Source organism: Streptomyces sp. NPDC056600, from assembly GCF_042792855.1.
Taxonomy (GTDB): domain Bacteria; phylum Actinomycetota; class Actinomycetes; order Streptomycetales; family Streptomycetaceae; genus Streptomyces.
Window position 1 is genome coordinate 62,205 of sequence record NZ_JBHTVQ010000007.1, and the last position, 24,876, is coordinate 87,080.

At 73.2% G+C, this 24,876-nt stretch carries 25 protein-coding genes and 1 pseudogene; 7 read left to right on the forward strand and 19 right to left on the reverse strand.

From position 1 onward, the window contains the following. Nucleotides 1–526: 526 nt before the first annotated feature. The gene (locus ACFRAV_RS05850; protein WP_382551956.1) at nt 527–1,309 is read right to left on the reverse strand and encodes a hypothetical protein; all 783 of its coding nucleotides are present in this window, start codon (nt 1,307–1,309) and stop codon (nt 527–529) included. 192 nt (nt 1,310–1,501) lie between these two features. On the opposite strand from ACFRAV_RS05850, the gene ACFRAV_RS05855 reads away from it, so the two are divergent. From ACFRAV_RS05855 to ACFRAV_RS05870, 4 genes are all read left to right on the forward strand, one after another. Continuing rightward, a complete protein-coding gene (locus ACFRAV_RS05855) occupies nt 1,502–2,380 on the forward strand; it encodes an SGNH/GDSL hydrolase family protein (protein ID WP_382551958.1) in 879 nt (292 codons plus the stop codon). Nucleotides 2,381–2,467: 87 nt separating this feature from the next. Next, nucleotides 2,468–3,418, forward strand: a complete 951-nt coding sequence (locus tag ACFRAV_RS05860; protein WP_382551961.1) for a TIGR03621 family F420-dependent LLM class oxidoreductase — start codon at nt 2,468–2,470, stop codon at nt 3,416–3,418. Nucleotides 3,419–3,519: 101 nt separating this feature from the next. Then, complete coding sequence (locus ACFRAV_RS05865; RefSeq protein WP_382551963.1) at nt 3,520–5,766, forward strand: molybdopterin-dependent oxidoreductase; 2,247 nt, start codon at nt 3,520–3,522, stop codon at nt 5,764–5,766. Between the two features lie 208 nt (nt 5,767–5,974). After that, entirely contained in the window at nt 5,975–7,276 is a 1,302-nt protein-coding gene (locus tag ACFRAV_RS05870; protein WP_382552127.1) for a PP2C family protein-serine/threonine phosphatase, read from the forward strand. 62 nt (nt 7,277–7,338) lie between these two features. Here the strand turns inward: ACFRAV_RS05870 and ACFRAV_RS05875 are convergent, their stop codons facing one another. From ACFRAV_RS05875 to ACFRAV_RS05900, 6 genes are all read right to left on the reverse strand, one after another. Then, entirely contained in the window at nt 7,339–8,586 is a 1,248-nt protein-coding gene (locus ACFRAV_RS05875; RefSeq protein WP_382551965.1) for an MFS transporter, read from the reverse strand. Nucleotides 8,587–8,686: 100 nt separating this feature from the next. Further along, nucleotides 8,687–8,887, reverse strand: a complete 201-nt coding sequence (locus ACFRAV_RS05880; protein WP_382552129.1) for a ferredoxin — start codon at nt 8,885–8,887, stop codon at nt 8,687–8,689. A 23-nt stretch (nt 8,888–8,910) separates the two neighbouring features. Then, on the reverse strand, nt 8,911–10,125 hold the full coding sequence (locus tag ACFRAV_RS05885; RefSeq protein WP_382551967.1) for a cytochrome P450: 1,215 nt from the start codon (nt 10,123–10,125) through the stop codon (nt 8,911–8,913). A 323-nt stretch (nt 10,126–10,448) separates the two neighbouring features. Continuing rightward, nucleotides 10,449–11,321: a carbohydrate ABC transporter permease gene (locus tag ACFRAV_RS05890; RefSeq protein WP_382551969.1), complete on the reverse strand. Its 873-nt coding sequence runs from the start codon at nt 11,319–11,321 to the stop codon at nt 10,449–10,451. Next, on the reverse strand, nt 11,318–12,268 hold the full coding sequence (locus ACFRAV_RS05895; protein ID WP_382551971.1) for a carbohydrate ABC transporter permease: 951 nt from the start codon (nt 12,266–12,268) through the stop codon (nt 11,318–11,320). The genes ACFRAV_RS05890 and ACFRAV_RS05895 overlap by 4 nt, the downstream gene beginning before the upstream one ends. A gap of 116 nt (nt 12,269–12,384) precedes the next feature. Further along, the gene (locus ACFRAV_RS05900) at nt 12,385–13,821 is read right to left on the reverse strand and encodes an ABC transporter substrate-binding protein (RefSeq protein ID WP_382551973.1); all 1,437 of its coding nucleotides are present in this window, start codon (nt 13,819–13,821) and stop codon (nt 12,385–12,387) included. Nucleotides 13,822–14,041: 220 nt separating this feature from the next. Between ACFRAV_RS05900 and ACFRAV_RS05905 the strand changes: the two genes are divergently transcribed. Further along, the gene (locus ACFRAV_RS05905; protein ID WP_382551975.1) at nt 14,042–14,476 is read left to right on the forward strand and encodes a hypothetical protein; all 435 of its coding nucleotides are present in this window, start codon (nt 14,042–14,044) and stop codon (nt 14,474–14,476) included. Nucleotides 14,477–14,562: 86 nt separating this feature from the next. Next, nucleotides 14,563–15,255 carry a DUF6766 family protein gene (locus ACFRAV_RS05910; RefSeq protein ID WP_382551977.1) on the forward strand — a complete coding sequence of 231 codons (693 nt, stop codon included), beginning with the start codon at nt 14,563–14,565 and terminating at the stop codon, nt 15,253–15,255. A gap of 44 nt (nt 15,256–15,299) precedes the next feature. Here the strand turns inward: ACFRAV_RS05910 and ACFRAV_RS05915 are convergent, their stop codons facing one another. The 3 genes from ACFRAV_RS05915 to ACFRAV_RS05925 are packed head-to-tail and all read right to left on the reverse strand — an operon-like array spanning nt 15,300 to nt 17,689. Continuing rightward, a complete protein-coding gene (locus ACFRAV_RS05915) occupies nt 15,300–15,713 on the reverse strand; it encodes a VOC family protein (protein WP_382551979.1) in 414 nt (137 codons plus the stop codon). Beyond that, on the reverse strand, nt 15,710–16,987 hold the full coding sequence (locus tag ACFRAV_RS05920) for an erythromycin esterase family protein (RefSeq protein WP_382551981.1): 1,278 nt from the start codon (nt 16,985–16,987) through the stop codon (nt 15,710–15,712). The genes ACFRAV_RS05915 and ACFRAV_RS05920 overlap by 4 nt, the downstream gene beginning before the upstream one ends. Nucleotides 16,988–17,038: 51 nt before the next feature. Continuing rightward, the gene (locus tag ACFRAV_RS05925) at nt 17,039–17,689 is read right to left on the reverse strand and encodes a CatB-related O-acetyltransferase (protein WP_382551983.1); all 651 of its coding nucleotides are present in this window, start codon (nt 17,687–17,689) and stop codon (nt 17,039–17,041) included. A 167-nt stretch (nt 17,690–17,856) separates the two neighbouring features. Between ACFRAV_RS05925 and ACFRAV_RS05930 the strand changes: the two genes are divergently transcribed. Beyond that, nucleotides 17,857–18,435, forward strand: coding sequence for a TetR/AcrR family transcriptional regulator (locus ACFRAV_RS05930; protein ID WP_382551985.1), 579 nt, complete (start codon nt 17,857–17,859; stop codon nt 18,433–18,435). A gap of 52 nt (nt 18,436–18,487) precedes the next feature. On the opposite strand, the gene ACFRAV_RS05935 is transcribed toward ACFRAV_RS05930, so the two are convergent. From ACFRAV_RS05935 to ACFRAV_RS05975, 9 genes and pseudogenes are all read right to left on the reverse strand, one after another. Further along, nucleotides 18,488–19,081: an SRPBCC family protein gene (locus ACFRAV_RS05935; RefSeq protein ID WP_382551987.1), complete on the reverse strand. Its 594-nt coding sequence runs from the start codon at nt 19,079–19,081 to the stop codon at nt 18,488–18,490. Then, nucleotides 19,078–19,647, reverse strand: a complete 570-nt coding sequence (locus tag ACFRAV_RS05940) for a TetR/AcrR family transcriptional regulator (RefSeq protein WP_382551989.1) — start codon at nt 19,645–19,647, stop codon at nt 19,078–19,080. The genes ACFRAV_RS05935 and ACFRAV_RS05940 overlap by 4 nt, the downstream gene beginning before the upstream one ends. A gap of 277 nt (nt 19,648–19,924) precedes the next feature. Further along, a complete protein-coding gene (locus tag ACFRAV_RS05945) occupies nt 19,925–20,413 on the reverse strand; it encodes a class I SAM-dependent methyltransferase (protein WP_382551991.1) in 489 nt (162 codons plus the stop codon). Between the two features lie 76 nt (nt 20,414–20,489). Next, nucleotides 20,490–20,846 (reverse strand): annotated as a pseudogene (locus tag ACFRAV_RS05950) (hypothetical protein); the annotation flags it as partial. 62 nt (nt 20,847–20,908) lie between these two features. Then, nucleotides 20,909–21,592, reverse strand: coding sequence for a 4-carboxy-4-hydroxy-2-oxoadipate aldolase/oxaloacetate decarboxylase (ligK, locus tag ACFRAV_RS05955; RefSeq protein WP_382551993.1), 684 nt, complete (start codon nt 21,590–21,592; stop codon nt 20,909–20,911). Nucleotides 21,593–21,677: 85 nt separating this feature from the next. Next, nucleotides 21,678–22,703: an amidohydrolase family protein gene (locus tag ACFRAV_RS05960; RefSeq protein ID WP_382551995.1), complete on the reverse strand. Its 1,026-nt coding sequence runs from the start codon at nt 22,701–22,703 to the stop codon at nt 21,678–21,680. Between the two features lie 240 nt (nt 22,704–22,943). Next, nucleotides 22,944–23,336, reverse strand: coding sequence for a MarR family winged helix-turn-helix transcriptional regulator (locus tag ACFRAV_RS05965; RefSeq protein ID WP_382551997.1), 393 nt, complete (start codon nt 23,334–23,336; stop codon nt 22,944–22,946). Between the two features lie 145 nt (nt 23,337–23,481). After that, nucleotides 23,482–23,865 (reverse strand): VOC family protein, encoded by a 384-nt coding sequence (locus ACFRAV_RS05970; protein ID WP_382551999.1) that lies wholly within the window; start codon nt 23,863–23,865, stop codon nt 23,482–23,484. A 112-nt stretch (nt 23,866–23,977) separates the two neighbouring features. Further along, nucleotides 23,978–24,874: a universal stress protein gene (locus tag ACFRAV_RS05975; RefSeq protein WP_382552001.1), complete on the reverse strand. Its 897-nt coding sequence runs from the start codon at nt 24,872–24,874 to the stop codon at nt 23,978–23,980. Nucleotides 24,875–24,876 lie beyond the last annotated feature (2 nt).

Sequence of the window (24,876 nt, forward strand, 5' to 3'; positions counted from 1 at the left end):
GGCCACGGGCTGGTGCCCCGGGCCCGTGCCGTCCGGCGCGCCCTCCTGAGCGGGATGCGGGCGCTCGGCCCGGGGGCCCAGGTCGAAACCTCCGGGCCGCGGTCGCGGTGGGCACCCGCCTGACGACGGGGCCCCGCCCCTGCGCGGGGCGCAGAGGAGCGAGGTGAGGCCGGCGCGCGCGCCGGGCAACCCGGCCTTCGCCCGCCGCCCGCCGCCCGCCGCCCGCGGGTGGATGCGAGGCGGGGGCGAAGGGCGCCCTGTCGGGCGGACGGGGGGCGTCACGCGACCGACCCGGCCCGCTCCACGTCCTCGGTACCCGCCGCTCACGGCCCGCCTCGGGCTCGAGCCGCAGGTCTCGCGGAGCCGCAGCCCGGTCCGTGGCCCGTGCCGCCCCGCGAGGCCGCTCCAGGTCGCGACCCGAGCCAGGGCCGCGGCTCGCGGGCCCCGTGAAGGGCTGCCGCAAGCCGCAGCGCGCGCCGGACCGCCGCCCGGTGAAAGCCGCCCCGGATCGCAGTCCCGCGCCGGGTCAGGCGAGCTTCGCGGCCTGGGCGTCGATGACGTGCGAGGGGATGTCGTAGGGCTTGTTGTCGACGAGGCGCGCGAGGTTGGACCCGTAGAACGTGGCGACCACGTTGCCCTTGCGGACCACCTCGACGTGCACCGTGGCCTCGCCCTCCTTCGACGAGACGGTCACCGCGTAGGCGACGGACTCGTCGCCCTTGCCCGACGCCTTCTCCTCGGCGACCTCGGTGACCTTCTGCGGCCCGTCGAAGGTCATCTCGAATCCGCCCGCGCAGTCCTTCGCCGAGGCGGAGGCGGCGGCCACGCCCTCCTCGGCGCCCTCGCCCTCGTAGGAGGCGAGCGACACGATCACCATGTCCATGTCCATGGAGTCGTCGAAGGCCTTCTTCCACTCCTCCGGCTCCATGCCCTCCATGGACTCCGGAGCCTGCTTGTCCTCCACGACGTTGCTGAGGGTCTCGGCCGCGGGCGAGCCCGGGGCGAAGCCGGACACCGTCTGGGCGATCGCGAGGCACTTGGGGTCCGTGCTCCTGACGTCCCCGCGGTCACCGGGGGACGCCGGAGCCTTCTTGACCTTGAACCCCTTCTCGACCTCGTCGTTCGTGAGGTGCAGGGCCTTGAGCTCGGCCTCGGTCAGCGGCTTCGCGGCGGGCTTGGAGCCGCCGACGGCGTCACTGTCGGACTTCCCGGCCGAGCCACCCTCCGAGCAGCCGGTCACCAGCGCGAGGGAGAGGGCGGAAATCAGGGCCGCGCCCGCGTGCAGGCGGGTGATCTTCTTCAACATCATGTCTTTCTGGTGATCCCGGCACGGAGAACCGTGGTCGTTCCCGTCGTGCGCCCATGAACGGGTCGAAGTCTCCAAGTCTCGTTGACACGCTGTCAAACAGAATTTCGAACCGCGGCATTGACACCGGCCGCCCTTCCGCCGAGTCTGCCGGACGGCAACGAAGCCGGTGGGACGAAGGGGTTGGGGAGCCGTATGGGGAAGAGCCGCCGAAGGACACTCTCCGGGCTGGCCGCGCTGGGCGCGGCGGCGTTGATGCTCGGCGCGGGAGCGGCGCCCAGCCCGGCGACGCCCGCCGAGAGGTACGTGGCGCTCGGGGACTCCTACACCTCCGGGCCGGGCATCCCCCGGCAGACGGACGCCGACTGCGCCCGCTCCGACCGCAACTACCCCTCGCTGACCGCGCGGGCGCTGGACGTCGCCTCGTTCAAGGACGTCAGCTGCGGGGGCGCGACCACCGCCGAGATGTGGCGGTCGCAGAAGAGCAACCCGCCCCAGCTGACCGCCGTCTCCAAGGACACCACGCTGGTCACCCTGCAGATCGGCGGCAACGACATCGGTTTCGGCGAGATCATGAACACCTGTGGCCGCCTCGGGGCGAGCGATCCGGCCGGCGCGCCCTGCACGGCCTACTGGACCGGCGGCGGGCGGGACGTCCTCGCCGACCGCATCGCGGCGGCCGCGCCGCTGGTGGAGAAGGTGCTGGACGCCGTCCACGCACGCTCGCCGCGGGCCCGGGTGTACGTCCTCGGCTACCCGCCGATCCTGCCGGAGAGCGGCTCCGGCTGCTGGCCGGTGGTGACGGCGGCGGCCGGCGACGTGCCGTACATGCGGGCCACCGCCAAGCGGCTCAACGCGATGCTGCGCGAGGTCGCCGAGGACGACCGCGCCCGCTACGTCGACACCTACACCCCGGCGATCGGCCACGACGCCTGCCGGCCGCCCGCCGAGCGCTGGACGGAGCCCCTGGTCCCCGCCTCTCCGGCAGCCCCGTACCACCCCAACGCGGCCGGCGAACAGGCCATGGCCGACGCCCTGCTGGCGCGGCTGGCGGAACCGGGCCGCGGGCGCTGACCCCGGTCACGCGGGTCCCGGCCGGAGGCGGCCGGGACCCGCGCGGGCGGTGTTTGCGGGCCGTCCGCCGCGGCCAGGCTCGGGGACATGGGTGACTTCAGGTTCTCCGTCAACGTCCTCGGCCTTCCCGCACCCGGCGAGTTCGGCGCACTGTGCCGCCGGGTCGAACGCCACGGCTACGACGTGCTGTTCGCGGCCGACCACCTCGGCATGCCCTCGCCGTTCCCGGCGCTCGCGGCGGCCGCCCAGGCGACCGAACGTCTCCGGGTCGGCGCCCTGGTGCTCAACGCGCCCTTCTGGAACCCCGCCCTGCTCGCCCGGGACGTCGCCACCACCGACGTCCTCACCGGCGGACGCCTCGAGGTGGGGCTCGGCTCGGGTCACATGAAGTGGGAGTTCGACGAGGCGGGCATCGTCTGGCAGGACTTCTCCGGCCGTGCCGAGCGGCTCGAGGAGACCGTCACGGAACTCGGCCGCCGTTTCGCCGCCGACGGGTTCGAGCAGCAGAAGGCGATGCGCGAGGCCTACGGCATGCCCGTACTGCGGCCCGTGCAGCGGACCGGCTTCGGGGGGTGGGGGCCGCCGCTGATCGTCGGCGGCACCGGCGACCGGATCCTGCGGATCGCCGCCCGCCACGCCGACGTGGTGAGCGTGGCCGGCGCCTACCAGATCAAGGGCCGCCCGCCCGGCTCCTTCCGCATCGGTTCGGCGGCCGAGACCGAGGAGCGGGTGGCCTTCGTCCGGGCCTGCGCGGGGGAGCGTGCCGGGGACCTCGAACTGCACGTCCTGGTCCAGATGGTGCTGGTGACCGACGACCGGGCCGGCGCCGCCGAGGAGGTGGTGTCGCGGTTCGGTCCCGCGATGAGCGTCGAGGAACTGCTGGAGGCGCCGCACGTCCTCATCGGCTCGGTGGACGAGATCGCCGGGCAGATCCACCGCAACCGCGAACGGTTCGGCTTCACCCACTACACGGTGCACGGTCCGTACACCGACGTCTTCGCCCCGGTGATCGAGGCGGTGCACCGCGCCGCCAGGTGACCGGGCCGAGACTCGCGGAAGCGGTCGGGGCGCCCCTCTCCCGAACAGGCGTACCGGTCGGTATGCTCGGCCCGGTCGTCGTCGCCGTGCGGGAGGAAACCATGTCCGAGGCAGTCAACTCCCGTACCGCGCTGCGGATCTGCCCGCTGTGCGAGGCAACCTGCGGACTCGTGCTCACCGTGGAGGGCAGCCGGGTCACCGGCGCCCGGGGTGACCGTGAGGACGTGTTCAGCCAGGGCTTCGTCTGCCCCAAGGGCGCGGCCTTCGGCCTGCTCGACGGTGACCCCGACCGGCTGCGCGCGCCCTTGGTGCGCCGGGACGGCATGCTGCGCGAGGCCACCTGGGAGGAGGCGTTCGCCGCCGTGGCCGAGGGCATGGCCCCGGTCCTGGAGCGGCACGGGGGCGAGGCCGTCGGCATGGTGCTCGGCAACCCCACCGTGCACACCATGGCCGGCGCCCTCTACCCGAGGCTGCTGCTCGGCGCGCTGGGCACCCGCAACCTCTTCACCGCCTCCACCGTCGACCAGATGCCCAAGCACGTCTCCTGCGGACTGCTCTACGGCGATCCCGACGCCATCCCGGTCCCCGACCTGGACCGCACCGACCACCTGCTGATCGTCGGCGCCAACCCCCTGGAGTCCAACGGCAGCCTGTGCACCGCCCCCGACTTCCCCGGCCGCCTCAAGGCGCTGCGGCGGCGCGGCGGCACCCTCACCGTGATCGACCCGCGCCGCACCCGCACCGCCGCGCTCGCCGACCGCCACGTGGCGATCCGCCCCGGCACCGACGCGCTGCTGCTCGCCGCCATGGCGCACGTGCTGTTCGCGGAGGACCTGGTGGACACCGGCGACCTCGCGCCGCACCTCGACGGCCTCGACCGACTGCCGGAGGCACTGCGGGAGTTCACCCCCGAGGCGGTCGCCGCCGTCTGCGACGTGGAGCCCGCCGAGGTGCGCGAGCTGGCCCGCGAGCTGGCCGCCGCGCCGGCCGCCGCCGTCTACGGCCGCGTCGGCAGCTGCACCGTGCCGCACGGCACCCTCGCCAGCTGGCTGGTCGACGTGCTCGCTGTCCTGACCGGCAACCTCGACCGCCCCGGCGGCCTGATGTTCCCGCTGGCCGCCACCGCCCGGGCGCCCCGGCCGGCCGGGCCGGGCCGCGGCTTCACCCTGGGCCGCCGCCACTCCCGCGTCGCCCGGCACCCCGAGGCCAAGGGCGAACTTCCGCTGGCCGCCCTCGCGGAGGAGATCGACACCCCCACCGAGGAGGGCGAGCCGATCCGCGCCCTGGTCGTCTCCGCGGCCAACCCGGTTCTCTCCGCGCCCGACGGGGAGCGGCTCGACCGGGCGCTCGCCTCACTCGACTTCATGGTGAGCGTCGACCCCTACCTCAACGAGACCTCCCGGCACGCCCACGTGGTGCTGCCGCCCCCGCCGCCCGCCCAGAGCCCGCACCACGACTTCGCCTTCAACACCCTCGCGGTGCGCAACCAGGTGCGCTACACCCGCCCCGCCGTGCCCCTCGAGACCGGACGCATGGCCGAGAGCGAGATCTTCGCCCGCCTGGTCCTCGCGGTGAGCGGCGCGCCCGGCGCCGACCCGGCGACCGTCGACGCCACGGTGATCTCCCGCACCCTCGGCCACGCCGTGCAGGACCCGCACTCCGCGGTGCACGGCCGCGACCCCGAGGAACTCGCCGCCGACCTCACCGGCGCGGACGGCTGCGAACGCCGCCTCGACCTGATGCTGCGCCTCGGCCCCTACGGCGACGGCTTCGGCGCCCGCCCCGACGGGCTCCGGCTGAGTGAACTCCTCGAACACCCCCACGGCATCGACCTCGGACCGCTGCGCCCGAGGATCCCCGAGGTGCTGCGGACCCGCAGCGGACGGATCGAACTGCTGCCGGAGCCGATCGCCGGCGACCTGCCCCGGCTGCGGCAGGCCCTCGGCCACCGCCCCGACGGGATGCTGCTGGTCGGGCGGCGGCACCTGCGCTCCAACAACAGCTGGATGCACAACATCCCCGCCCTCACCGGCGGCTCCAACCGCTGCACCCTGCACGTCCACCCCGAGGACGCGGCCCTGCACGGCATCGCCGACGGGCAGGCGGTCCGCGTCAAGGGAGCCGGCGGCGAGGTCACCGCGCCCGCCGAGCTCACCGACGCCGTACGCCGCGGCGTGGTCAGCCTGCCGCACGGCTGGGGCCACGACCGGCCCGGCACCCGCACCCGCCACGCCTCCGCCGACCCCGGCGCCAACGTCAACCAGCTCCTCGACGGCACCCTGCTCGACCCGCTCTCCGGCACCGCCGTCCTCAACGGATTCCCCGTCACCCTCTCGCCCGCCGGCTGACCCGGTCCGCCCGCCGCGCCCGCGCCGACGCGATCGGACCAACCGGACGGGCTCCCCACATCCCTGCGTGCGAGGGTGGAAGCCGTTCGTCCACGGCCGGGACAGGAGGCGGGGTGCACCGCGCGACACGGGAACAGGGCCGCCGGGGGCGCCCCCGCGGGCGCACCGGGAGGCGGGCGCGGTGAGCGAGCAGCAGCAGAACGACGCGATGCCCTTCGCCGACCTGCGCAAGCGCCTCGACTCCGAGATGGACGAGATCGCCCGCCACCTGCGGGCGCTCGGCTCCACCAAGAACCGGCTCCAGGGACTGCTGGACGCGGTGCTCGCCATCACCGGCGAGCTCGAGCTCGACGAGGTGCTGCGCCGCATCGTCAGCACCGCCATGAATCTGTGCGACGCCCGGTACGGCGCCCTCGGCGTCCTCGACGCGGAGGGCACGAGCCTCGACCAGTTCATCACCGTCGGTCTCGACGAGCAGGAGTACGAGGCGCTGGCGGGCATCGAGTTCCCGCACGGCGAGGGCGTCCTGGGCCTGCTCATCCGCAATCCGGAACCCCTGCGGCTGCGGGACATCGCCGGCCATCCCGCCTCGGTCGGCTATCCGCCCGGCCACCCCCACATGCGCAGCCTGCTCGGCGTGGCCATCAGCGTCCGCGGCGAGATCTACGGCGACCTCTACCTCTCCGAACGCACCGACGGGCAGCCGTTCGAGAGCGAGGACGAGGAGGTCCTGGTAGCCCTGGCCAGCGCGGCCGGCATCGCCATCGAGAGCGCCCGCCTCTTCCAGCAGGTCCGCGACAGCGCCGAGACCTTCCAGCGCCTGCTGCTCCCCACCCTGCCCGACCTCAGCCCCTTCTCCGCCGCCACCGTCTACCGCCCCGCCGACGAGCCCAACCACCTGGGCGGCGACTGGTACGACGCCATGCGCCTGCCGGACGGCGCGCTGGGCATCGTCATCGGCGACGTCTACGGCCACGACCTGCCCGCGGCCGCCACCATGTCGCAGATCCGCAACATGCTGCGGGCCCTGTTCTACGACCGCCGCACCCCGCCCAGCGACGTCCTGCGCCAGCTCGACGTCACGGTGGCCGCCGGCACCACCCAGCCGGTGACCACCGTGCTGGTGGCCCGGGTCGAGCCGGCCGGGTGGGAATGGGACCTCCACTGGTGCGTGGCCGGCCACTACCCGCCCCTGGTGATCCAGCCCGACGGGCAGGCGGAGTACCTGCTGCACGAACCGGGACTGCCGCTGGGCGTGGACCCGGCCATGGACCGCCCGGACCACCGCAGGAGGCTGCCGCCGGGCGCCACCGTCGTCTTCTTCACCGACGGCCTGGTCGAGCACCCCGCCCACGCCATCGACGAGGGACTGGACGCCCTGCTGGAGCTCGCGCTCACCCACGCCGCCCTGCCCGTGGACGAACTGGTGAACGCGCTCGCGGACCACCACCCCAGCGACGGCCGCGACGACATGGCCATCCTCGCCCTGCGCCTGCCGCCGGACGACTGAGCAGGCCGCGGGCACGAGCGGGGGGCCGCCCCCGCGCTCCGGCGTCGTCGAGGACCGCCGCGTCAGGCCAGGACGGCGGCCGTCTCCGGACGCACGCCCCGCACCCCCCGCCGCAGCAGCGCCGCGCCCGCGACGGCGACGGCCAGCGCGGCCCCCGCCGCGACCGCGGGGAGCAGGTAACCGTGCTCCGCGCCGTGCCGCTCCACGACCCAGCCGGCCACCGCGCTGCCGAGCGCGATGCCGCCCAGCAGGGCGGTGGTGGTGAGCGTCAGGCCCTCGTTGATCCGCTCCCGGGGCACCAGCTCCTGGACCAGACCGGTGCCGGTGATCATGGTGGGGGAGGTGGCCGCCCCGGCCAGGAACATCAGCGGCACCAGGGCGGTCAGCGTGCCGGCGAACACCAGCGGCAGCATCAGCGCCGCCATGCCGGCCACCCCGGCCAGGAAGCGCCGCACCGGCCCGCCGCGCCAGGCCACCACGCCGAACAGCAGCCCCGACACCGCGGATCCGGCCGCCTGCAGTCCCAGCACCATCCCCGCCAGCGCACCCTGGCCCACCGACTCGGTGAACGCCACGGTGACCAGCTCCAGGGAGCCGAACACCGCGCCGGTGCACAGGAAGGTGAGGGCCATGACCTGGATGCCCGGCTGCCGCAGCGGGGCGGTCGATCGGCCGTCCGCGGACTCGGGAGCGGCGGCCCGCACCGGCGGCTCGGTGCCGCGCCGGCCGGCGAAGAGCAGCGTGCCGGTCAGGGTGAGGGCCAAGGAGCAGACCTTGCCGGCCCAGGGGGCGGCGGAGGTCGCGAGGGCGACGGCCAGGACGGGGCCCAGGACGAAGCACACCTCGTCCAGCACCTGCTCGAAGGAGTTGGCCCGGTGCATGGCCACGGTGTCGCCGTCGTGGATCTCGGCCCACCGGGCCCGCGCCATCGCGCCCACGTTCGGAGCGGTGGTCGACAGGACGCTCGCGGCGATCAGCGCCCACGCGGGTGCCCGCAGCACCGCGCACACCACCAGCACGCCGGTCCAGGCGGACGACCACACGGCGGCCGGCACCGCCACCCGTGCCTGCCCGAACCGGTCGACCAACCGCCCGAGCCACGGCATGGTCACCAACGTGGTGATCAGCGAGGCGAAGGTGACCAGACCCGCCAGGGCGTAGGACCCGTGCGTCGACGACACCATCACCACCGTGGCGACGCCCGACATGGCGAGCGCCAGCCGGGCGAGGAAGCCCGCCCCGGTGAACGCGGCGGCTTCCTCGGCGCCGAACAGGCGGCGGTAAGGGGCGGGCACGAGGTGACAACGCACGGGGACTCCGGTGGGGGCGGGGCAGGACCGCGTGATCATGCCACGCGGTCCCGGACCGGTCGAACGGAATTCCGGCCGCCCTCAAACCCGTCGGCCCTCGTCAGCCTCCGTCGACCAGCCGGACCGCCCCCGTCGGGCACGTCGCCGCGGCCTCCCGCACGGCGGCGGCCTGGCCCTCGCCCGGCTCCGGATCCAGCAGGACCACCCGGCCGTCCTCCTCCTGCTGGTCGAACACCTCGGGAGCCAGCAGCACGCACTGGCCGGCGCCGCAGCACAGCCCTTGATCCACCGTCACCTTCAGGCCGACAGCCCCCTTCCCCGGCGTCACCAGCGCACCGGAAGGGAGGTCAGAGCGGTCACGATCAGCCCGTCGTCCAGCTGCAACTCCTCGACCGGCACCGCCAGTTCGAGCCGGGGAAGGCGCCGCAGCATCACCTCGAGCACCACCGTCATCTCGGTGCGGGCGAGGGCCTGCCCGAGACAGGAGTGCGGGCCGACACCGAAGGCGATGTGCGGGTTCGGGCTGCGGTCGAGAACCATCTCCTCCGCCCGCTCGAAGACCGTGGTGTCCCGGTTGGCCGCCGCCATGCTCAGCAGCACCGTGGTTCCGGCCGGGACCACGGCGTCGCCCACCTTCACGTCCTCGGTGATGAACCGGGGCAGTCCGAGTCCGAGCTGCGCGTCGAACCGCAGCGCCTCCTCGACGGCGGTCCGGACCAGGGAACGGTCGGCGAGCAGGGCCTCCCAGCGGGAGCGGTCGGCGAGCAGGAACGCCGTCATCTTGCCGATGCTGTTCGCCGTGGTCTCGTACCCGGCCGCCAGCAGACCCTTCGCGGTCTCCAGCAGATCGGAGCCGGCCATCCGGTATCCGGCCGCGTCGGTCTGCACGAGCAGGTTGCTGATGAGGTCGTCCGCGGGCTCGCCCCGCTTGGCCTCGATGTGTTCGAGCATGTAGGCGTCGAACTCGGCGGTCGAGGCGTCGGCCTCCTCCTTCGAGTAACGGCTGAAGTTCATCATCACGTTGGACCAGTGCGCGAACCGGTCCTTGTCCTCGTCCGGCACCCCCAGCATGGAACAGATCACCCGGATGGGCAGCGGGAACGCCAGGAGGGCGCCGAGGTCGGCGGGTGCGCCCCGGTCGACCATGGCGTCGATCAGTTCCTCCGCCATCTGCTCGATCTCGGGCCGCAGTGCCGTCATCCGCTTCGCGGTGAACCAGCGGCTGACCATGCGGCGCCACTGCGCGTGCGCCTCGCCGGACGCGGTCGTGCTCATGGAGGTGCTCCGGCTGAACACGTCCGTGCCGTCCGCGCTCAGGGCGACCGCCCCTTCGGTGGACAGGTCGCGGGTGAAGCGCGTGTCGCCCATGACCGTCCGGACGTCCGTGTAGCGCGTCAGCAGCGTCATCTCCCCGCCGCCGACGGCGATCCGCGCGTGCGGGCACCCTTCTCGCAGCTCCGCCAGCTCGGCCGGCGGCTCCACCGCCGACCGGCGGGGGAACGGGTAACTCAGCGGTTCGGCGGCGTCGTCGACCGACATGGCGGGCCTCCTGAAACGGGACGGGATCAGGTGTCTCGTCACCCTAGGAAGGGCGGTCCGGCCCGGCCAGAAGGCGTTCCGCGCGGTGCGGCCGGTTCCCGGCAGCCGGTGGTCCCCGTGCCCGGGGCAGAACCCAACGGTCCATCGCGCCCGGCCGCGCTGACCGGCACGGACGGCCTGTGGGGCGCCACGGCCGCGCCTCGCGCCGACGCCGGCCACAATGGCGGGAATTGGCAGCCCGAGCGGGACTCGTGCGGCCTCCGAGCAGGTCTCGTGCGGCTCCCGAGCGGGCCTCGGCGGCTCCCGAGCGGGCCTCGCGGGGTTCAGCCCTTGTCCGCCCCGCCGGTGAGACCTTCGGTCAGCAGGCGTTCCGCCGCGAAGAAGAGCAGCACCACCGGGACCGTCAGCACCACCGACCCGGCCATCAGCACCGTCTTCGGCACCTCCACCCCGTCGGCGAGCTGCGCCAGGCCGAGCGAGACGGTCCACCGCTCCGGGTCCGCCGCGAGGAACAGCAGGGCGAACAGGAACTCGTTCCAGGCGATCATGAAGACGTACAGCCCGGTGGCCATCAGCGACGGCACGGCCAGCGGCAGCACCACCTTGCGCACCGCGCGCAGCCGGGTGCAGCCGTCCAGCGCGGCAGCCTCCTCCACCGAGACCGGCACCGTGACCAGGTAGTTCTTCAGCATGTACACCGAGACCGGCACCGTCTGCGCCACATAGACGACGGCCAGCCCCACCAGACCGGAGGACAGCCCCAGCCTCGCGAAGATCACGAAGAGCGGGACCGCCAGCAGGGTCGCCGGGAACAGGTAGACCGCGAGGAACAGGGCGCTCACCTGACGCCGGCCGAAGAACCGCAGCCGGCTCACCGCGTACGCGCCCGGGACCGACGCGAGCAGGGTCAGCGCCACCGTCCCGAGCGACACCAGCGCCGAGTTGAGCAGGAACCGCAGGAAGCCCTGCCCGCCCGCGTCCGTGGACCGCAGGACGTCGCGGTAGGTGGACACCGTGAAGTCCTCCGCCGACACCCACAGCGACCCGGGATCCAGCAGGAGCGCGTCGATCGGCTTCACCGACAGCAGCAGCATGTAGAGGAAGGGCACCAGGGTGATCAGCGCCAGCACCACGACCACCAGCGGTCGCACCACCGCGAACAGCCGCTCCTCGAACCGTGCCCGGGAGACCCTCACGTCTCCTCCTCCCGCGCCCGGTCGCCGAAGAACCGGAAGTAGCAGCCGAGCAGCACCATCAGCGAGGCGGCGAGCACCAGCGCCTGGGCTGCGGCCGCGCCCACGTCGTAGCGGGCGGTGAGGAAGTCGTAGACCCGCACCGCCGCCACGTCGGTGCCCGCGCCGCCGCCGGTCAGCAGATAGACGTCGTCGAACTTGTTGAACGTCATGATGAACCGCAGCACGCACAACAGCGCGAGCACCGGGGCGAGTTGCGGCAGCAGGACGTACCGGAACCGCTGGGTCGGCGTCGCCCCGTCCACGGTGGCCGCCTCCTCCAGGTCCGCCGGGACGGCCTGAAGGCGGGCCAGGACGAACAGGAACGCGAAGGGGAAGTACCGCCAGCTCTCGAAGGCGATCACCGTCAGCAGCGCCAGGGGCACGTCGACGTGCGCGCCGAACAGGCCCACCTCGTAGCGGCGGGAGGTCAGGAAGGCGATCGGGTCGTCCCAGCCGAGGAAGCGCCGCCCCCAGTCGTTGACGATGCCGTACTGCGGGGAGAGGGCCACCTCCCAGAGGAACGCGGCGGCGACCACCGGGACGACGTAGGGCAGCAGCATCGCCGCCCGCAGCGGCCCGCGCCCGGGGAACGGGCGGCGCAGGGCCAGCGCGGCGACCAGCCCCAGCAGGATCGAGCCCGCCGTCCCGCCCACCGTGTAGACCAGGGTGACCAGCAGGCTCTCCCAGAAGCCACCGGTGGCGAACACCTCGGAGAAGTTGTCCAGCGTCCAGTGGCCCAGCAGGCCCATGCCCTGGATGTCGACCAGCCGGGCGTCCTGGAAGGCGAGCAGTACCGTCCACAGGATCGGCAGGGCGACGACCACCAGCACCACCAGGAAGGTGGGGGAGACGAAGGCGATGCCGGCCCGGTTGGCCCGGCTGCTCGCGGTGGACGGCCGCCGGGACACCGGTGCGCGGGCGGACCGGCGAGGCGCGGGCCAAGGGCCGGTCGACCGATGCCGTCCGGCCGGCCGGCGTCCGCGTCCGGGCGTGCGGGGCGCCGGCGGAGGACCGGCCGCGGAGCTCACGGCGACCTCCGGGGAGCGGCCGCCCGCTCCAGCGACGCGCGCAGGAAGGCGACCTCCTCGTCGGCCTGGGCGGCCGCGCCGGCGGGGGAGAGCTGCCCCGCGGTCATCGCGCCGATCGCCTTGGACACCGGAAGCTCGCCGCCCGCGGCGCCGACCAGGGCGCCCTCGCCCTGCGCGATGCCCCAGCGGCGTATCCGGCGCACCCCCTCCACCAGCCGGTCCAGCAGCTCCGGCGGGTACACCTCGTCGATGGGCCGGCGGCGGTCCACCCCCAGCTCGCTGCTCCGCCAGGCCCGCAGATAGCGGTCCGGTTCCTCGGCGGTGCCGCGCCGGACGGGGATCTTGCCCTCCGGCGCCATCCCGAACCAGCCCTCGTACCCGGCGCCCATCATGTACTCGACGAACCGGCGGGAGGCGTCCTCCTCGGCGGTCCGGGTCACCGCCCAGGAGGTCACCTCGCCGAACTGGGCGGGCTCCGTGGCGTCCGGTCCCCGCAGGGAGGTGATGATCCCGCTGTTCCTCGACAGGAAGCGGGGATCCTTCGCACACTCCGGGCAGCTCGGCAGGGCGTCGGCCCGCAGTCCGGCCATCTCGTCCAGGACGAACGACGACCAGATCACCATGGAACTGCGCCCCGCGAAGTAGGTGGCGCGGGTGGAGTCGACGGTCTGGGTGCCGGGCGCCCCGTAGTCCCGGGCGAGCCGGTCGTACACGGCGAACGCCCGCTCGCAGCGGGGCGACGCCAGGGACACCCTCCCCGCCTCGACGAGACGGCAGTCGTTGGCCAGGGCCAGGCTCTCGAAGCTCTGCGAGGTGAAGACATCGGCGGGATCGGTGGCCGCGGACACCCCGTCCCGGCCGTCGCCGGTGAGCCGCCGCGCCGCGTCGAGCATCCGTCCGTAGGTGTCCGGCGGGGACAGACGCCGCCGGTCGAACCGGTCCTTGCGGTAGACCAGCAGCTGCAGCCAGGCGTCGGAGGGCACCGCGAGACGGGTCGCGCCGTCCGAGGCCAGCGCGAGGGCGTTCGCGTCGAAGGTGCCGGGACCCAGCGTCGCGACGACGCGGCCCGGGATCCGGGTGTTCAGCAGCTCGTTGCCGTACATCTGCCAGATCTGTCCCAGCGTGGCCGCACCGATCACGTCGGGGAGCGTTCCGGAGGCCGCGGCGGACATGACCAGCTGGGGCATCTGCGCCTCGGCGACCCCCACCAGTTCGACCTCGATCCCGCTCTCGCGCCGGAACCGGTCGACCACCTTCTCGGTGGCGGCGATGCGATCCGGCAGGCTCTCCTGCGACCAGACGGTGATCCGGCGGTCCGGACGGCGCGGCCCGGTCTCCCCGCCACAGCCGGACAGCGACCCGAGGAGCAGGGCCGCCGCCGCGGCGAGCGCGGCCGTCCAGGGCCGCCGGGCCTCGCGCATCTGTGACCTCATCGCCGTCCCCTGTGCTGGCCGGGCCGGTGGCCCGGCACCCGGCATCGCCTGCCGGTCCATCAGGAGTAAGCGCGGGCGCGAGCCGCCCGCAACCGGACGGGCGGTGAACGGGCGGCCTCCCCAAAACGCCCTTCCGTTCGGCCCCGTCCCGCTTGCGCGCGGCAGCGCCCGTGGATCGGATGGGTGGACGGGGACCGCGACACCGACGGCGGGAGGCGGAATGCGAGGCAGTCGGTACGGACATGCCACCGCGCGGGCCGCGGTGCTCGCCCTGGTGCTCGCCGCACTCGGCGCCTGCGGCGCGGTGGAGGATCGGCGAGACGCCGCCCAGGCGGAGGCCACGCGCTTTGAACTCGACCGCGACGCGGGGCGGCACGCCCTGCTGTGTGCGGCGCTGGCCCCGGGCACCCGCGACGAACTGGAACAGACCGCGGGCAGCGGCTGCCCCCGGGCGATCCGCCAGGCCATCGAGGAGGACGAGCTCCCGGCCGCCGGAGCGGTCCGCGCGGTGGACGTGTGGGGCGACCAGGCCCGGGTGGTGCTGGAGGGCGACACCCTCTTCCTGTCACAGTTCCCGGGCGGCTGGAAGGTGACCGCCGCCGGCTGCGAGTCGCGGCCCGACCAGCCCTACCGCTGCGGCCTGAAGGGCGGGTGACGTCCGGTGCGGCTGCTCTTCACGACGACCCTGCTGATCATCTTCGGGGGGCTCGCCTACTTCACCACCCTGGGGCTGATGCACCGATGACCGCGCACCGCGGCGCCCGGAGCTTCCTGCGGGAGAACAGCCTGGGCCTCGCGTTCCTGGTGGGCTTCCTGCTGACTCTGCTCGGCCAACTCATCGCCGGACGCGCCGAGATGAACAACGACCTCGTCTCCGCCCAGCTGCCCCCGGTCGGGTACCTGGCCTACGCCACCTCCTCGGACTTCGCGGTGGACGTCACCGAGAACTGGCAGTCGGAGTACCTGCAGTTCTTTTTGTACACCTTCGGTACGGTCTGGCTGCTCCAGCGCGGCTCGCCGGAGTCCAAGGAGATCGGCAGGGCGGGCACCGAGTCGGACCGCGAGCAGCGGATCGGCGAGCACGCCCGTGAGGACTCGCCGCGCTGGGCGTCCGCCCGAGGCTGGCGTGGGCTGGTGTTCTCCCGCTCGTTGGGGCTGGTGATGGGCGGCATCTTCCTCCTCTGCTGGCTGGCCCAGTCGATCACCGGCACCGCCGCGTACAACGAGGAACGGCTGCGCGAACTGGAGGGCCCGGTCGGCTGGGGCGGCTACGTCACCTCCGCAGACTTCTGGAGCCGCACCCTGCAGAACTGGCAGTCCGAGCTGCTCGCCGTGGCGTCCATGGCGATCCTCTCCATCTACCTGCGCCAGCGCGGCAGCCCGGAGTCCAAACCGGTGGGCGCCCCGCACTCGGCCACGGGGGTCGAGGGCTGAGGCGCCCACCGTGGGCACCGAGGAGGCGGGAACGAGGGTCGGCGCTATTCCGTGGGTGTGACGGGTGCGGTGGGCGCCAGGGTGCGCACGACATCGAACTCGTTGCCTTCGGGGTCCGCCATGACCACCCAACTCCGGGCGGGCCCCTGGCCCACATCCACCTTCGTGGCGCCGAGGCCGATCAGCCTGGCCGCCTCCTCCTCGGTGGTCGCGTCGATCGGGCTCACGTCGAGGTGGAGCCGGTTCTTCACGGCCTTGGCCTCGGGCACCTGGATGAACACGATGGTCGGCGGCATCTGGCCGGCGCGGATCGCCTCGACGGTCGGCTCCCAGGAGCCGATCTCGACCATGCCCTCGCTTCGGTCGATCACGGTGAAACCGAGGACCTCGCACCAGAAGGCCGCGAGCCTCTCCGGGTCTCGGCAATCGACGGTCAATTCGGTGAATCTGCTGGTCATGGCGTCTCCAGGTCGGTGATGGTGGAGCGGGGAGTGCTGAGGATTCCGTCGAAGGCGTCCAGCACACGGGTGTGCAGGTGGATGCTCTGCATCCGGACGTGATCGGGACCGCTGTGGCCGTCGGCCCGGGCCTGACGCAGATCGGCGACGGCGACTTCCAGGCGGGCGGCGGTGAAGGCCGCCTCGACGCTGCCGGGCAGGGGCGGCTCCAACGGGGTCTCGTGGACGCTGAATCCGAACGGAACCTTCTCGTCGCGGCGCATCTCGGCCGTGTGCCCTGCGACGCTGGTCAGGCCGAGGGCGAAGTACGCGTCGCCGAGGGCGTGACGCAGGTGCTGTCCCATGGGGAGCCCGGTGAGCCGGCCGGCGAAGGAGATGGATGTCCGCTGGATGTGGGCGTTGTGCGCCATCAGGACGACGCGGGCCGTGGGCTCGAGTCGCTCCAGGTGCCACAGAAGTGACTCGGCCATGTACAGGTCGCGGGCCGAGGTGTCGGCGGTGAGTCCGCCTCCGGTGAAGAGGGCGGCCATGGCCCGGAACGTGTAGTCGGCGTGGCAGGCGGCCTCCAGGCAGCGCAGGGCGGTGTCGTAACTGTGCGGGTCCCCTCGGGAGAGGTGCAGAGGTTTCAGGGCACGGAAGCGGACGTGCAGTCGGGCCAGGCAAGCGGTGAGGGTGTCCTGCTCGGTGGTGGCCAGGCGTGCCCACGCGGGTGCGGCCACGGCCGCGGAGTCACCGGCGAAGGATGCCGCGATCCTGATCGCGGTCCGCGCCGTCGGCAGTGCCTCCGGGTCGGTCAGGCGGAGGTGGTCGGCGACACGGGTCAGAGCGGGAAGCAGGGATCCGCCGGCGGCCGGGATGTCGACTCCGGCGAATCGGACCGGTGTCGCGGCGGTGCGATTGTGCCGGCGGACGAAGCGCATCGGCTCCTGGAGTCCGATGGGGACCGCTGTCGCCAGGAGTGCGGAGAGATCGTCGTCCGCTCCCTGGCCCTGAGCCCAGGCGTCGAGGGGGATGGCTTCGCAGAATCCGTATTCGAAGGCCAGGACGGTGAAGCCGCAGCGTTCGACGAGGAACCGCAGGATGCGCCGGCGCATCGCGGCGAACTCGGCGATGAAGTGGGAGTGCTCGCCCAGGGCCACCACGCGGACACCGTCCAGGATGCCGCGCAGCGGTTCCAAGTCGTCCAGGGGCGCCGCCGGGTCGAGGTGGTCCAGCGGGACGGCGTGGCCGCGGAGCCAGTCGGTGAAGGGTGTTCGGTCCGTTGCGGTGGGCATGTCGCCGGCTCTTTCACGAGGGGACGGTGAGGGAGCGGACTCGTGGCCGCATCACGGGTGCGGGAGGGTGGGCGAAGCCTTCTGCAACTGGTCGACGCTGCCGGACATGATGGTCCGGACGTGGTCGGTGATGTGCTCCACGGGCCAGTCCCACCAGGCCACGGCGAGCAGTCGGGCGATGTCGTCCGCGTTGTACCGGGTGCGGATCAGGCGGGCGGGGTTCCCGCCGACGATGCCGTAGTCGGGGACGTCGGAGGTGACCACCGCGCCGGCGCCGATGATCGCCCCGTGGCCGATGCGTACGCCGGGCATCACGGTCGTGCCGTGGCCGAACCAGACGTCGTTGCCGACGACGGTGTCCCCGCGGCCGGGGAGACCGGTGAGCAGGTCGAAGTGGTCAGCCCACGAACCGCCCATGGTGGGGAAGGGGAAGGTCGAGGGCCCGTCCATGCGGTGGTTGGCCCCGTTCATGAGGAACCGCGTGCCGGTCCCCAGGGCGCAGAACCTGCCGATGACCAGCTTCTCCGGGCCGTAGTGGTAGAGGACGTTGCGCGTCTCGAAGGCGGTCGCGTCGTCCGGGTCGTCGTAGTAGGAGAACTCCCCGACCTCGATCAGCGGGGACTTCACCAGCGGCTTGAGCAGCACCACGCGGGGCTGCCCGGGCATCGGATGGAGGACGGTGGGGTCGGCCGGTACGGGCATAGGCGGATTGCTCCTCGGGCGCGGGTGGTCAGCACGCGATCCGCAGTGGATCGGTGACACGGGAGAGCGGTGGAACGGCACGTGCCGTGCCGTTCCGTGCTCGGAAGCGTGCCGGGGTCGCGGGCTCCTGTCAAGAACGGCACGTGCCGTGCCGTTATGGTGGAGGCATGACCACTGCCCGCCGTAGCGGATCCGACCTGACCGAAGCCATCATGCGAGCCGCGCTGGAACTGGGGCAGGAGTCCGGCTATGCCAGGGTCAGCATCGAAGCGATCGCCGCCAGGGCCGGCGTCGGCAAGCACACCGTCTACCGCCGGTGGTCCTCCAAGGGGGCTCTGATGCTCGACGCGTTGCTCTCGCTCGACGAGTCGGCCCTCGACTATCCCGAAACGGGTGACGTGGTCGCCGACTTGCGCCGGCAGATCCATGGAGCGGTCGACCTGCTGGCGGGGGAACCGTTCAGTCCCCTCTTCCAGTCCCTGGTCGGCGAGGCCCAGCACGATCCCGCCGTGGCTGCCGCACTCAACGAGCGCTTCATCGCTCCCCAGGCGGACAAGACCGTCGCGCGCCTGCGGACGGCACGGGACCAGGGCCAACTGTCGCCGGCCTTCGACCTGGACCTGGCGATGGCGATCCTCTCCGGGCCGCTGTACTTCCGCCTGCTGATCACCCAGGAACCACTGACCCACGAGTACGTCGACCGGATTCTCGAAGCGCTCTTCGCGGGGATGCGACCACGGCCGTGAGGCAGGACGTCACCATCACCGCGTCGGGGGCGTCGGAGTGTGCAGTCGGTGGTCAGCGGGTGCGCAAGGTGGTCACGCGCTCGGCGAGTGCCTTGTTCAGGGCCCGGAACTGAGGGAGGGTCGCCGACCGCAGGGTGCCCCGGTAGAAGGGGACGGCGACGCCGGTGAAGCTCTCGCTCTGGGTCAGCCTGACCCTTCCGCCGCCCAGAGGCTCGATCGTGAAACGGTGCCGGCCGTCGGCGATCCACCCCGGACCGAGCTTGCCGAGCCAGCGCAGCTCTCGCCCGCGCTCGGCGACCTCCACCACGGGCGTGAACGTGGTGTCGCCTGTCCGGTCGTGCATCAACAAGGTCAGGGAAGCGTGCCGGGCGACGGTGCCCCGGGCCGAGGTGATGAACGGGTTCCATTCCTCGTACGCGGGCAGGTCGGTCAGCACCTGCCAGACCTCTTCGGGCGTGGCCCGGATCTCGATGGAGGCGCGCAGGGTGGTGGGATGGGTGTTGGCCCAAGCGGTGTAGGCCGCCGTCAGTGCTAACAGCGTTGCCAGGACCGCCAGCGCGCGACGTCCGGGTCGTGACCACCGGCGGGTGCGCGCATCCGGCGGCCGGGTGGGCGGGGTGTCGACGGCGGGTTCGACGGGGTTCATCGGTTCTCCTGGTCGGGAAGGGCGCCGTGGACGGCGCTGCGGACGAGGTGTTCGACATAGCCGCGGTCGATGGGCCGGCCCGTGATCAGCAGGCGGTAGTAGAGGGCTCCGGCGAGCTGGTCGAACAGCACGACGGGGTCGGTGTCGGCGCGCAGGGCGCCGCGTCGGCGGGCGCGGTCGATCAGGTCGAGTGCCAGCGCGTTGCGCCGGGCGAAGACGTCGCGGACCAGGGCTCCGATGTCGGGGTGGCGGGCGGCGGCGGCGACCAGCTCCGCCACCAGCCCGGCCGACCGGTCGCTGGGAGCGTCCGGTCGGCCTGCGCCGCGGGTGCGGTTCAGGCCGAGGGCGATCTCCTCCAGATAGGCCGTCAGGTCCGCCTCGAGGTCACCGGTGTCGGTGACCGGTACGTCGTCCTGCATGCGGGCGATGACCGCGACGGCCAGGTGGTCCTTGGTCGGCCAGCGCCGGTAGAGCGTGGTCTTGGCCACGCCCGCCCGTTCCGCCACCTCTTCGACGGCGAAACCGGTGTAGCCGCGCTCGAGCAGATGCTCTCGTGCCGCCTTCAAGATCTGATCGTCCGCGGACTGGCTCCGGGGGCGGCCTCGTGGTGTCAACTTTCCACCTGCTCAGTTTTCGATACGAGCGTTTCGTTATGAGCGTAGAGCCGTCCACTCATATACGCAACGGCCGTAGCGGAAAAAGAGGCGGCGTCGTCGGAGCGCCCGGCGGCGCGGGCCCGCCGCTCGGCTTTCCGGGAACGTGGACGACGCCCCCGCGGCCGTGTTCTCCACGGGGCCGACGGGCGCCACTGCCATCAACTTCGCCGGGGCCCCCGGCCTGGAATCAGGCTCGCCGCATCCGGTAGACGCAGGTCCGGTAGGGCATCTCGAGGCTGTCGCGACCGGCCAGGGCGGGGTCGGTGGCGGTGAACGCACCGATCTCCAGGTCCAGGCGGGCCCGTTCGGCGGCGTCGGCGGTCAGGTAGGAGGAGCGGGAGCGCACCAGGTCGATCAGCCGGTCCGCCGGGAGGGTCACGGTGTGCTCGGTCAAGCCACGTTCGGGTTCGGTGAACCACGGCTGCAACGGTCCGTACGGCCAGGCGTTCTCCAGGCCGTACCCCTCGTCGCCGACGATGCCGGAAAGCGCGGCCACCCACGGAATCCGGTCGTCACGGATGTTCCACAGCGCGGCGAAGACGCCGTCCTCGCGCAGCACCCGGTGAATCTGCGGCAGGGCGTCCTGCGGAGTGAACCAGTGATATGCTTGCCCCACCACGACGGCGTCGACGGACTCGTCCGGCAACGGGATGTCCTCGGCGCTGCCGGCGAGCATCTGGGTGCCTGGGTGCCTGGGTGCCTGGGTGGCGTTCGGCGGCCAGGGCGCGCATCTGCTCGTCCGGCTCGACCGCGATCACCTCGTGGCCGACGGCGCGCAACACACCGGTCAGCAGCCCGGTGCCCGCCCCCAGGTCCAGGACGCGCACCGGCTCGGTGCCGACGGCCCACGTGACTGCCTGCGCCGGGTAGGTGGGCCGGACCGAGTCGTAGAGGCGGGCGGCGGAACCGAAGGACAGCGCGGGGCCGGACATGCTCGAGTACGTACCCGGACCCGGTCGGCAGTACTCGTGCGGCGGCATTCCGAGCGCTCCGACGACTGCGGGCCGGTGCCCCGTCACCCGAGCCGTTGTGGGGAACCCGCCGTGTCCGCGGCACCGCGAACCCCCGACGGCGTCAGCTGGAGCAGGCACATTCTGGAGCAGACACATTGACGGGACCAGGGGACCGCTCCTCGGTGCGTGACGCCCTGTTGAGTAGGTCTCCGGCGGAGTCAGTCGACGTACCGCAGGCCGGCCGCCTCCAGCGGGCCGCGCATCTTGTACATGTCCAGCCCGAGTTCGCCGGAGGCCAGCCGCTCCCGCTTGGCCGCCTCGTTCTCCTCACGCCTGCGCGCGGCCTCCGCGGTCTCGCCCACCCGGTCCGCGGGCACCACGACCACGCCGTCGGCGTCGGCGACCACCACGTCGCCCGGCCGCACCTGTGCGTTGGCGCAGACCACCGGCACGTTGACGGAGCCCAGGGTGGCCTTGACCGTGCCCCGGGCGTTGACCGCCCGGCTGAAGACGGGGAAGTCCATTTCCTGGAGGTCGGCCACGTCCCGCACCCCGCCGTCGATCACCAGGCCGGCGCAGCCACGGGCGCGCGCCGAGGTGGCGAGCAGGTCGCCGAAGAAGCCGTCCTCGCACTCGGTGGTGCAGGCCGCCACCAGCACGTCACCCGGCCGCAGCTGCTCGATCGCCACGTGCAGCATCCAGTTGTCGCCGGGCTGCAGCAGCACGGTCACCGCGGGGCCCACCAGGCGGGCGCCCGGGTAGACCGGCCGTATGGAGGGCCGCATCAGACCCGTGCGGCCCATCGCCTCGTGGACGGTGGCCACCCCGAACGGGGCGAGCGCCTCGACCTCCTCGGGCGCCGGGCGGGTGACGGAGCGGTGGACGACTCCGAGTTCGTACATGACGGGTTTCCTCTCAGGGTGGGTCCGGGCGCGGTGGGTCCGGTCGGAGCGGGTCCGGTCGGGTGGCGGGGCGGCGACGCGCCGGTCAGCGCCCCTGGCGCGCGAGCAGGGCGTCCAGTCGTGGGTAGACGCGGCGCGCGTTGTGCTCCTGGACGGCGGCCAGGTCCTCGGCGGACAGCGCGGCGGCCTCGGCGTAGCGGCGGGTGTCGTCGAAGTGGTGGCCGGCGCACGGGTCGACGTCGCGGACCGCGCCGATCATCTCGGAGGCGAACAGGATGTTCCTGGCCGGTATCACCTCGTACAGCAGGTCGGAGCCCGGCTGGTGGTACACGCAGGTGTCGAAGTACACGTTGCCCAGCACGTGTTCCTCGAGCTCCGGCTTGCCCAGCGCCATGGCCAGGCCGCGGAAACGCCCCCAGTGGTAGGGCACCGCGCCGCCGCCGTGCGGGATCACCAGGCGCAGCGTCGGGAAGTCCTTGAACAGGTCGCCCTGCACCAGCTGCATGAACGCCGTGGTGTCGGCGTTGAGGTAGTGCGCGCCGGTGGTGTGGAAGGCGGGATTGACGCTGGTCGACACGTGGATCATCGCCGGGACGTCGTACTCGGCCATCTTCTCGTAGAGGGGGTACCACGAGCGGTCGGTGAGGGGCGGCGCGGTCCAGTGACCGCCGGACGGGTCCGGGTTGAGGTTGACCGCCACGGCGCCCAGCTCCTCGACCGCCCGCACCAGCTCCGGCACGCAGGTCGCGGGGTCCACGCCCGGCGACTGCGGCAGCATGGCGGCCGGTGCGAAGCGGTCCGGATACAGCCCGGCGACGCGGGCCACCAGGTCGTTGCAGACCGAGGCCCAGGTGGCGGAGGTCGTGAAGTCGCCGATGTGGTGCGCCATGAACGACGCGCGGGGCGAGAAGACGGTCAGGTCGATGCCGCGCTCGTCCATCAGTCGCAGCTGGTGGGGCTCGACGGTGGCCCGCAGGTCCTCGTCGTCGATCCGCAGCTCGTCGGGAGAGGGCGCGGCCGAGGGGTCGCCCACGGCGGCGATCTGGCGCCTGCGCCACACCTCCAGGGCAGGCGGCGCGGTGGTGTAGTGCCCATGGCAATCGATGATCATCCGAGTCCTCTCCGGGTGCCTCACACGCCCACACAGTAACCGCTGACGAAATTGTTGACAATGTGTGCGCGTGCACGGGCTCACCCCGGCCGGTGGGCACGGCGGGTGCGACGGGGCGAGGGAGGACCAGCTGGTCAGGGAACGGAGGGCCGGCCGTTCACGGTGCGAACGGCCGGCCGGTCACGGTGCGAACGGTCGGCCGTTCACGGTGCGAACGGTCGGCCGGTCAGGGCGTGAAGCTCAGTCCGTCAGGGTGCGGGAGAGCACCTCGCGCTGCAGTGGGCGCACCAGCGCGTACAGCTCGCGGCCACGGGCCGTGGGCGCCACCCACACCCCGCGCCGGTCCTCGCGGCACACCGTGCGCTCCACCAGTTCCTCGCGCTCCAGGCGGCCCAGCAGTCGGGAGAGAGCGCTCTGGCTGAGGTGGACCCGCTCGGCGATGTCCTGCACACGGCAGGGGACGCCCGGGCCGTCCGGCGTCCCCGACACGAGGACCTCCAGCACCTCGAAGTCGCTGGCGCACAGCCCGTGCGGATGCAGTGCCCGGTCGATCTCGCAGACCGTACGGGAATGGAGCGCGAGAATGCCGCGCCACCGTTGCTCCAGCCGCGCACCGGCCGTGTCCGCTGCCATGGGGCCCATCGTAGGTCGGCGTCGTCCGGCGGGGGAGACCCCGGAAGCGCCCGATCGGACGGGGCGTCAGCCGGGCCGCCGGGCGGACACCGGGCGGACACCCGGCGGGCGGCGCGCAGGGCTCGCCACGTCCCGGTCGAACGTCTCAGGCGCCGGCCGGCCCCTCGCCGGGACGGTCCTCGACCAGGCCCACCGGGTTGCCGTCCGGGTCCCGCACGGTGGCGACCAGCTTGCCGCCGCCGACGTCGCGGACGTCCTGGACCACCTCCGCCCCCGCGGCCAGCACCGCGGCCAGCGTGGCCCTCAGGTCCTCGACGTGCCAGTAGGGGACGGGACCGGTCAGCCCGGCGTCGTGGCCGTGCGGGTCCAGCCCGATCTCCACCCCGGCCCCCTGCCCGTCCGCCGTGCGGAACCCGGTCCAGTTGGTCCCCTCGACGTGCGGCTCGACGCCGAGCAGCGCGCGGAAAAGGCCCTTGGCCCCGTCCGGGTCGCCGACGGGGTAGACGATGGTCCTCAGGCGGGGCTCCATGCCCCCATGCTCCTTGGTCGCGCGGCGGCGCGCATCCGGCGTACGCCCTCCGGAACAGCCGCCGGCCCCCGCCCGGCCGGTCACCCCGGGACGACCGCGGCCCCGCCGGCGGTCACCCCGGGACGACCGCCAACGAGGTCGAGCAGTGCCGCAGCACCGTCCGCGTCACGCCGCCGATCCGCCCACGCGCCCCGCCGCGGCCCACCACCAGCAGGGAGGCTTCCGCCGCCGCGTCGACCAGCCGCGACGGCGCGGCGCCGAACCCCGTGCGCACCGTGACCCGCACCGACGGGTGACGTTCCCGCCACGGGTCCAGCACCTCCCGCAGTGCCCCTCCCGCCTCCCGCTCCAGCTCGCGGTCCTGTGCCGGATCCGCCCCGGGCGGCCGCCGCCAGGCGTGCACCACCTCCAGCCGGGCGTGCCGTCGTGCCGCCTCACCGAAGGCGAAGGCCACCGCGCCGGCCGCCGGGCGCCGCGGGTCCAGGCCCAGCACCACGTCCGGCGAGGGCTCGCCGTCCCACGACGGCCCCGGCACGCCCGACGAACCTCCGGCCTCCGGCACGCCCGGGGACCGCGCCAGTACCACCGGACCGCTTGCCCCGGCCACCACCGCCAGCGTCACCGGGCCGAGCAGCCACACGTCCTCGCCGCCGTCCGGACTCCCGGCGACCCGTGACCCCAGCACCAGCGGGCACCCGTGCGAGGCCGCGTCCAGCAGCGCGGACGCCGGCGTCTCGCGCACCTGCTCGAAGGTGACCCGCAGTCCGGGCCGCCCGGCGGTGAGTCGCTCCGCGGTCTCCCGCAGCACCCGCTGCGCCCACCGGCGCCGCGCAGCCTCCACCTCCGGGTCGCCGCCGCGATCCTCACCCGCCGCCGCGTACGGCTGCCAGGGGCCCGCGTGCACCAGCCGTACCGGACGCCCCCACAACTCGGCCTCCCGCGCGGCCCAGTCGGCCGCCGTGAGGCTCTCCGGCGAGCCGTCCACGCCGACGGTGACGGTTCGGGGCATGA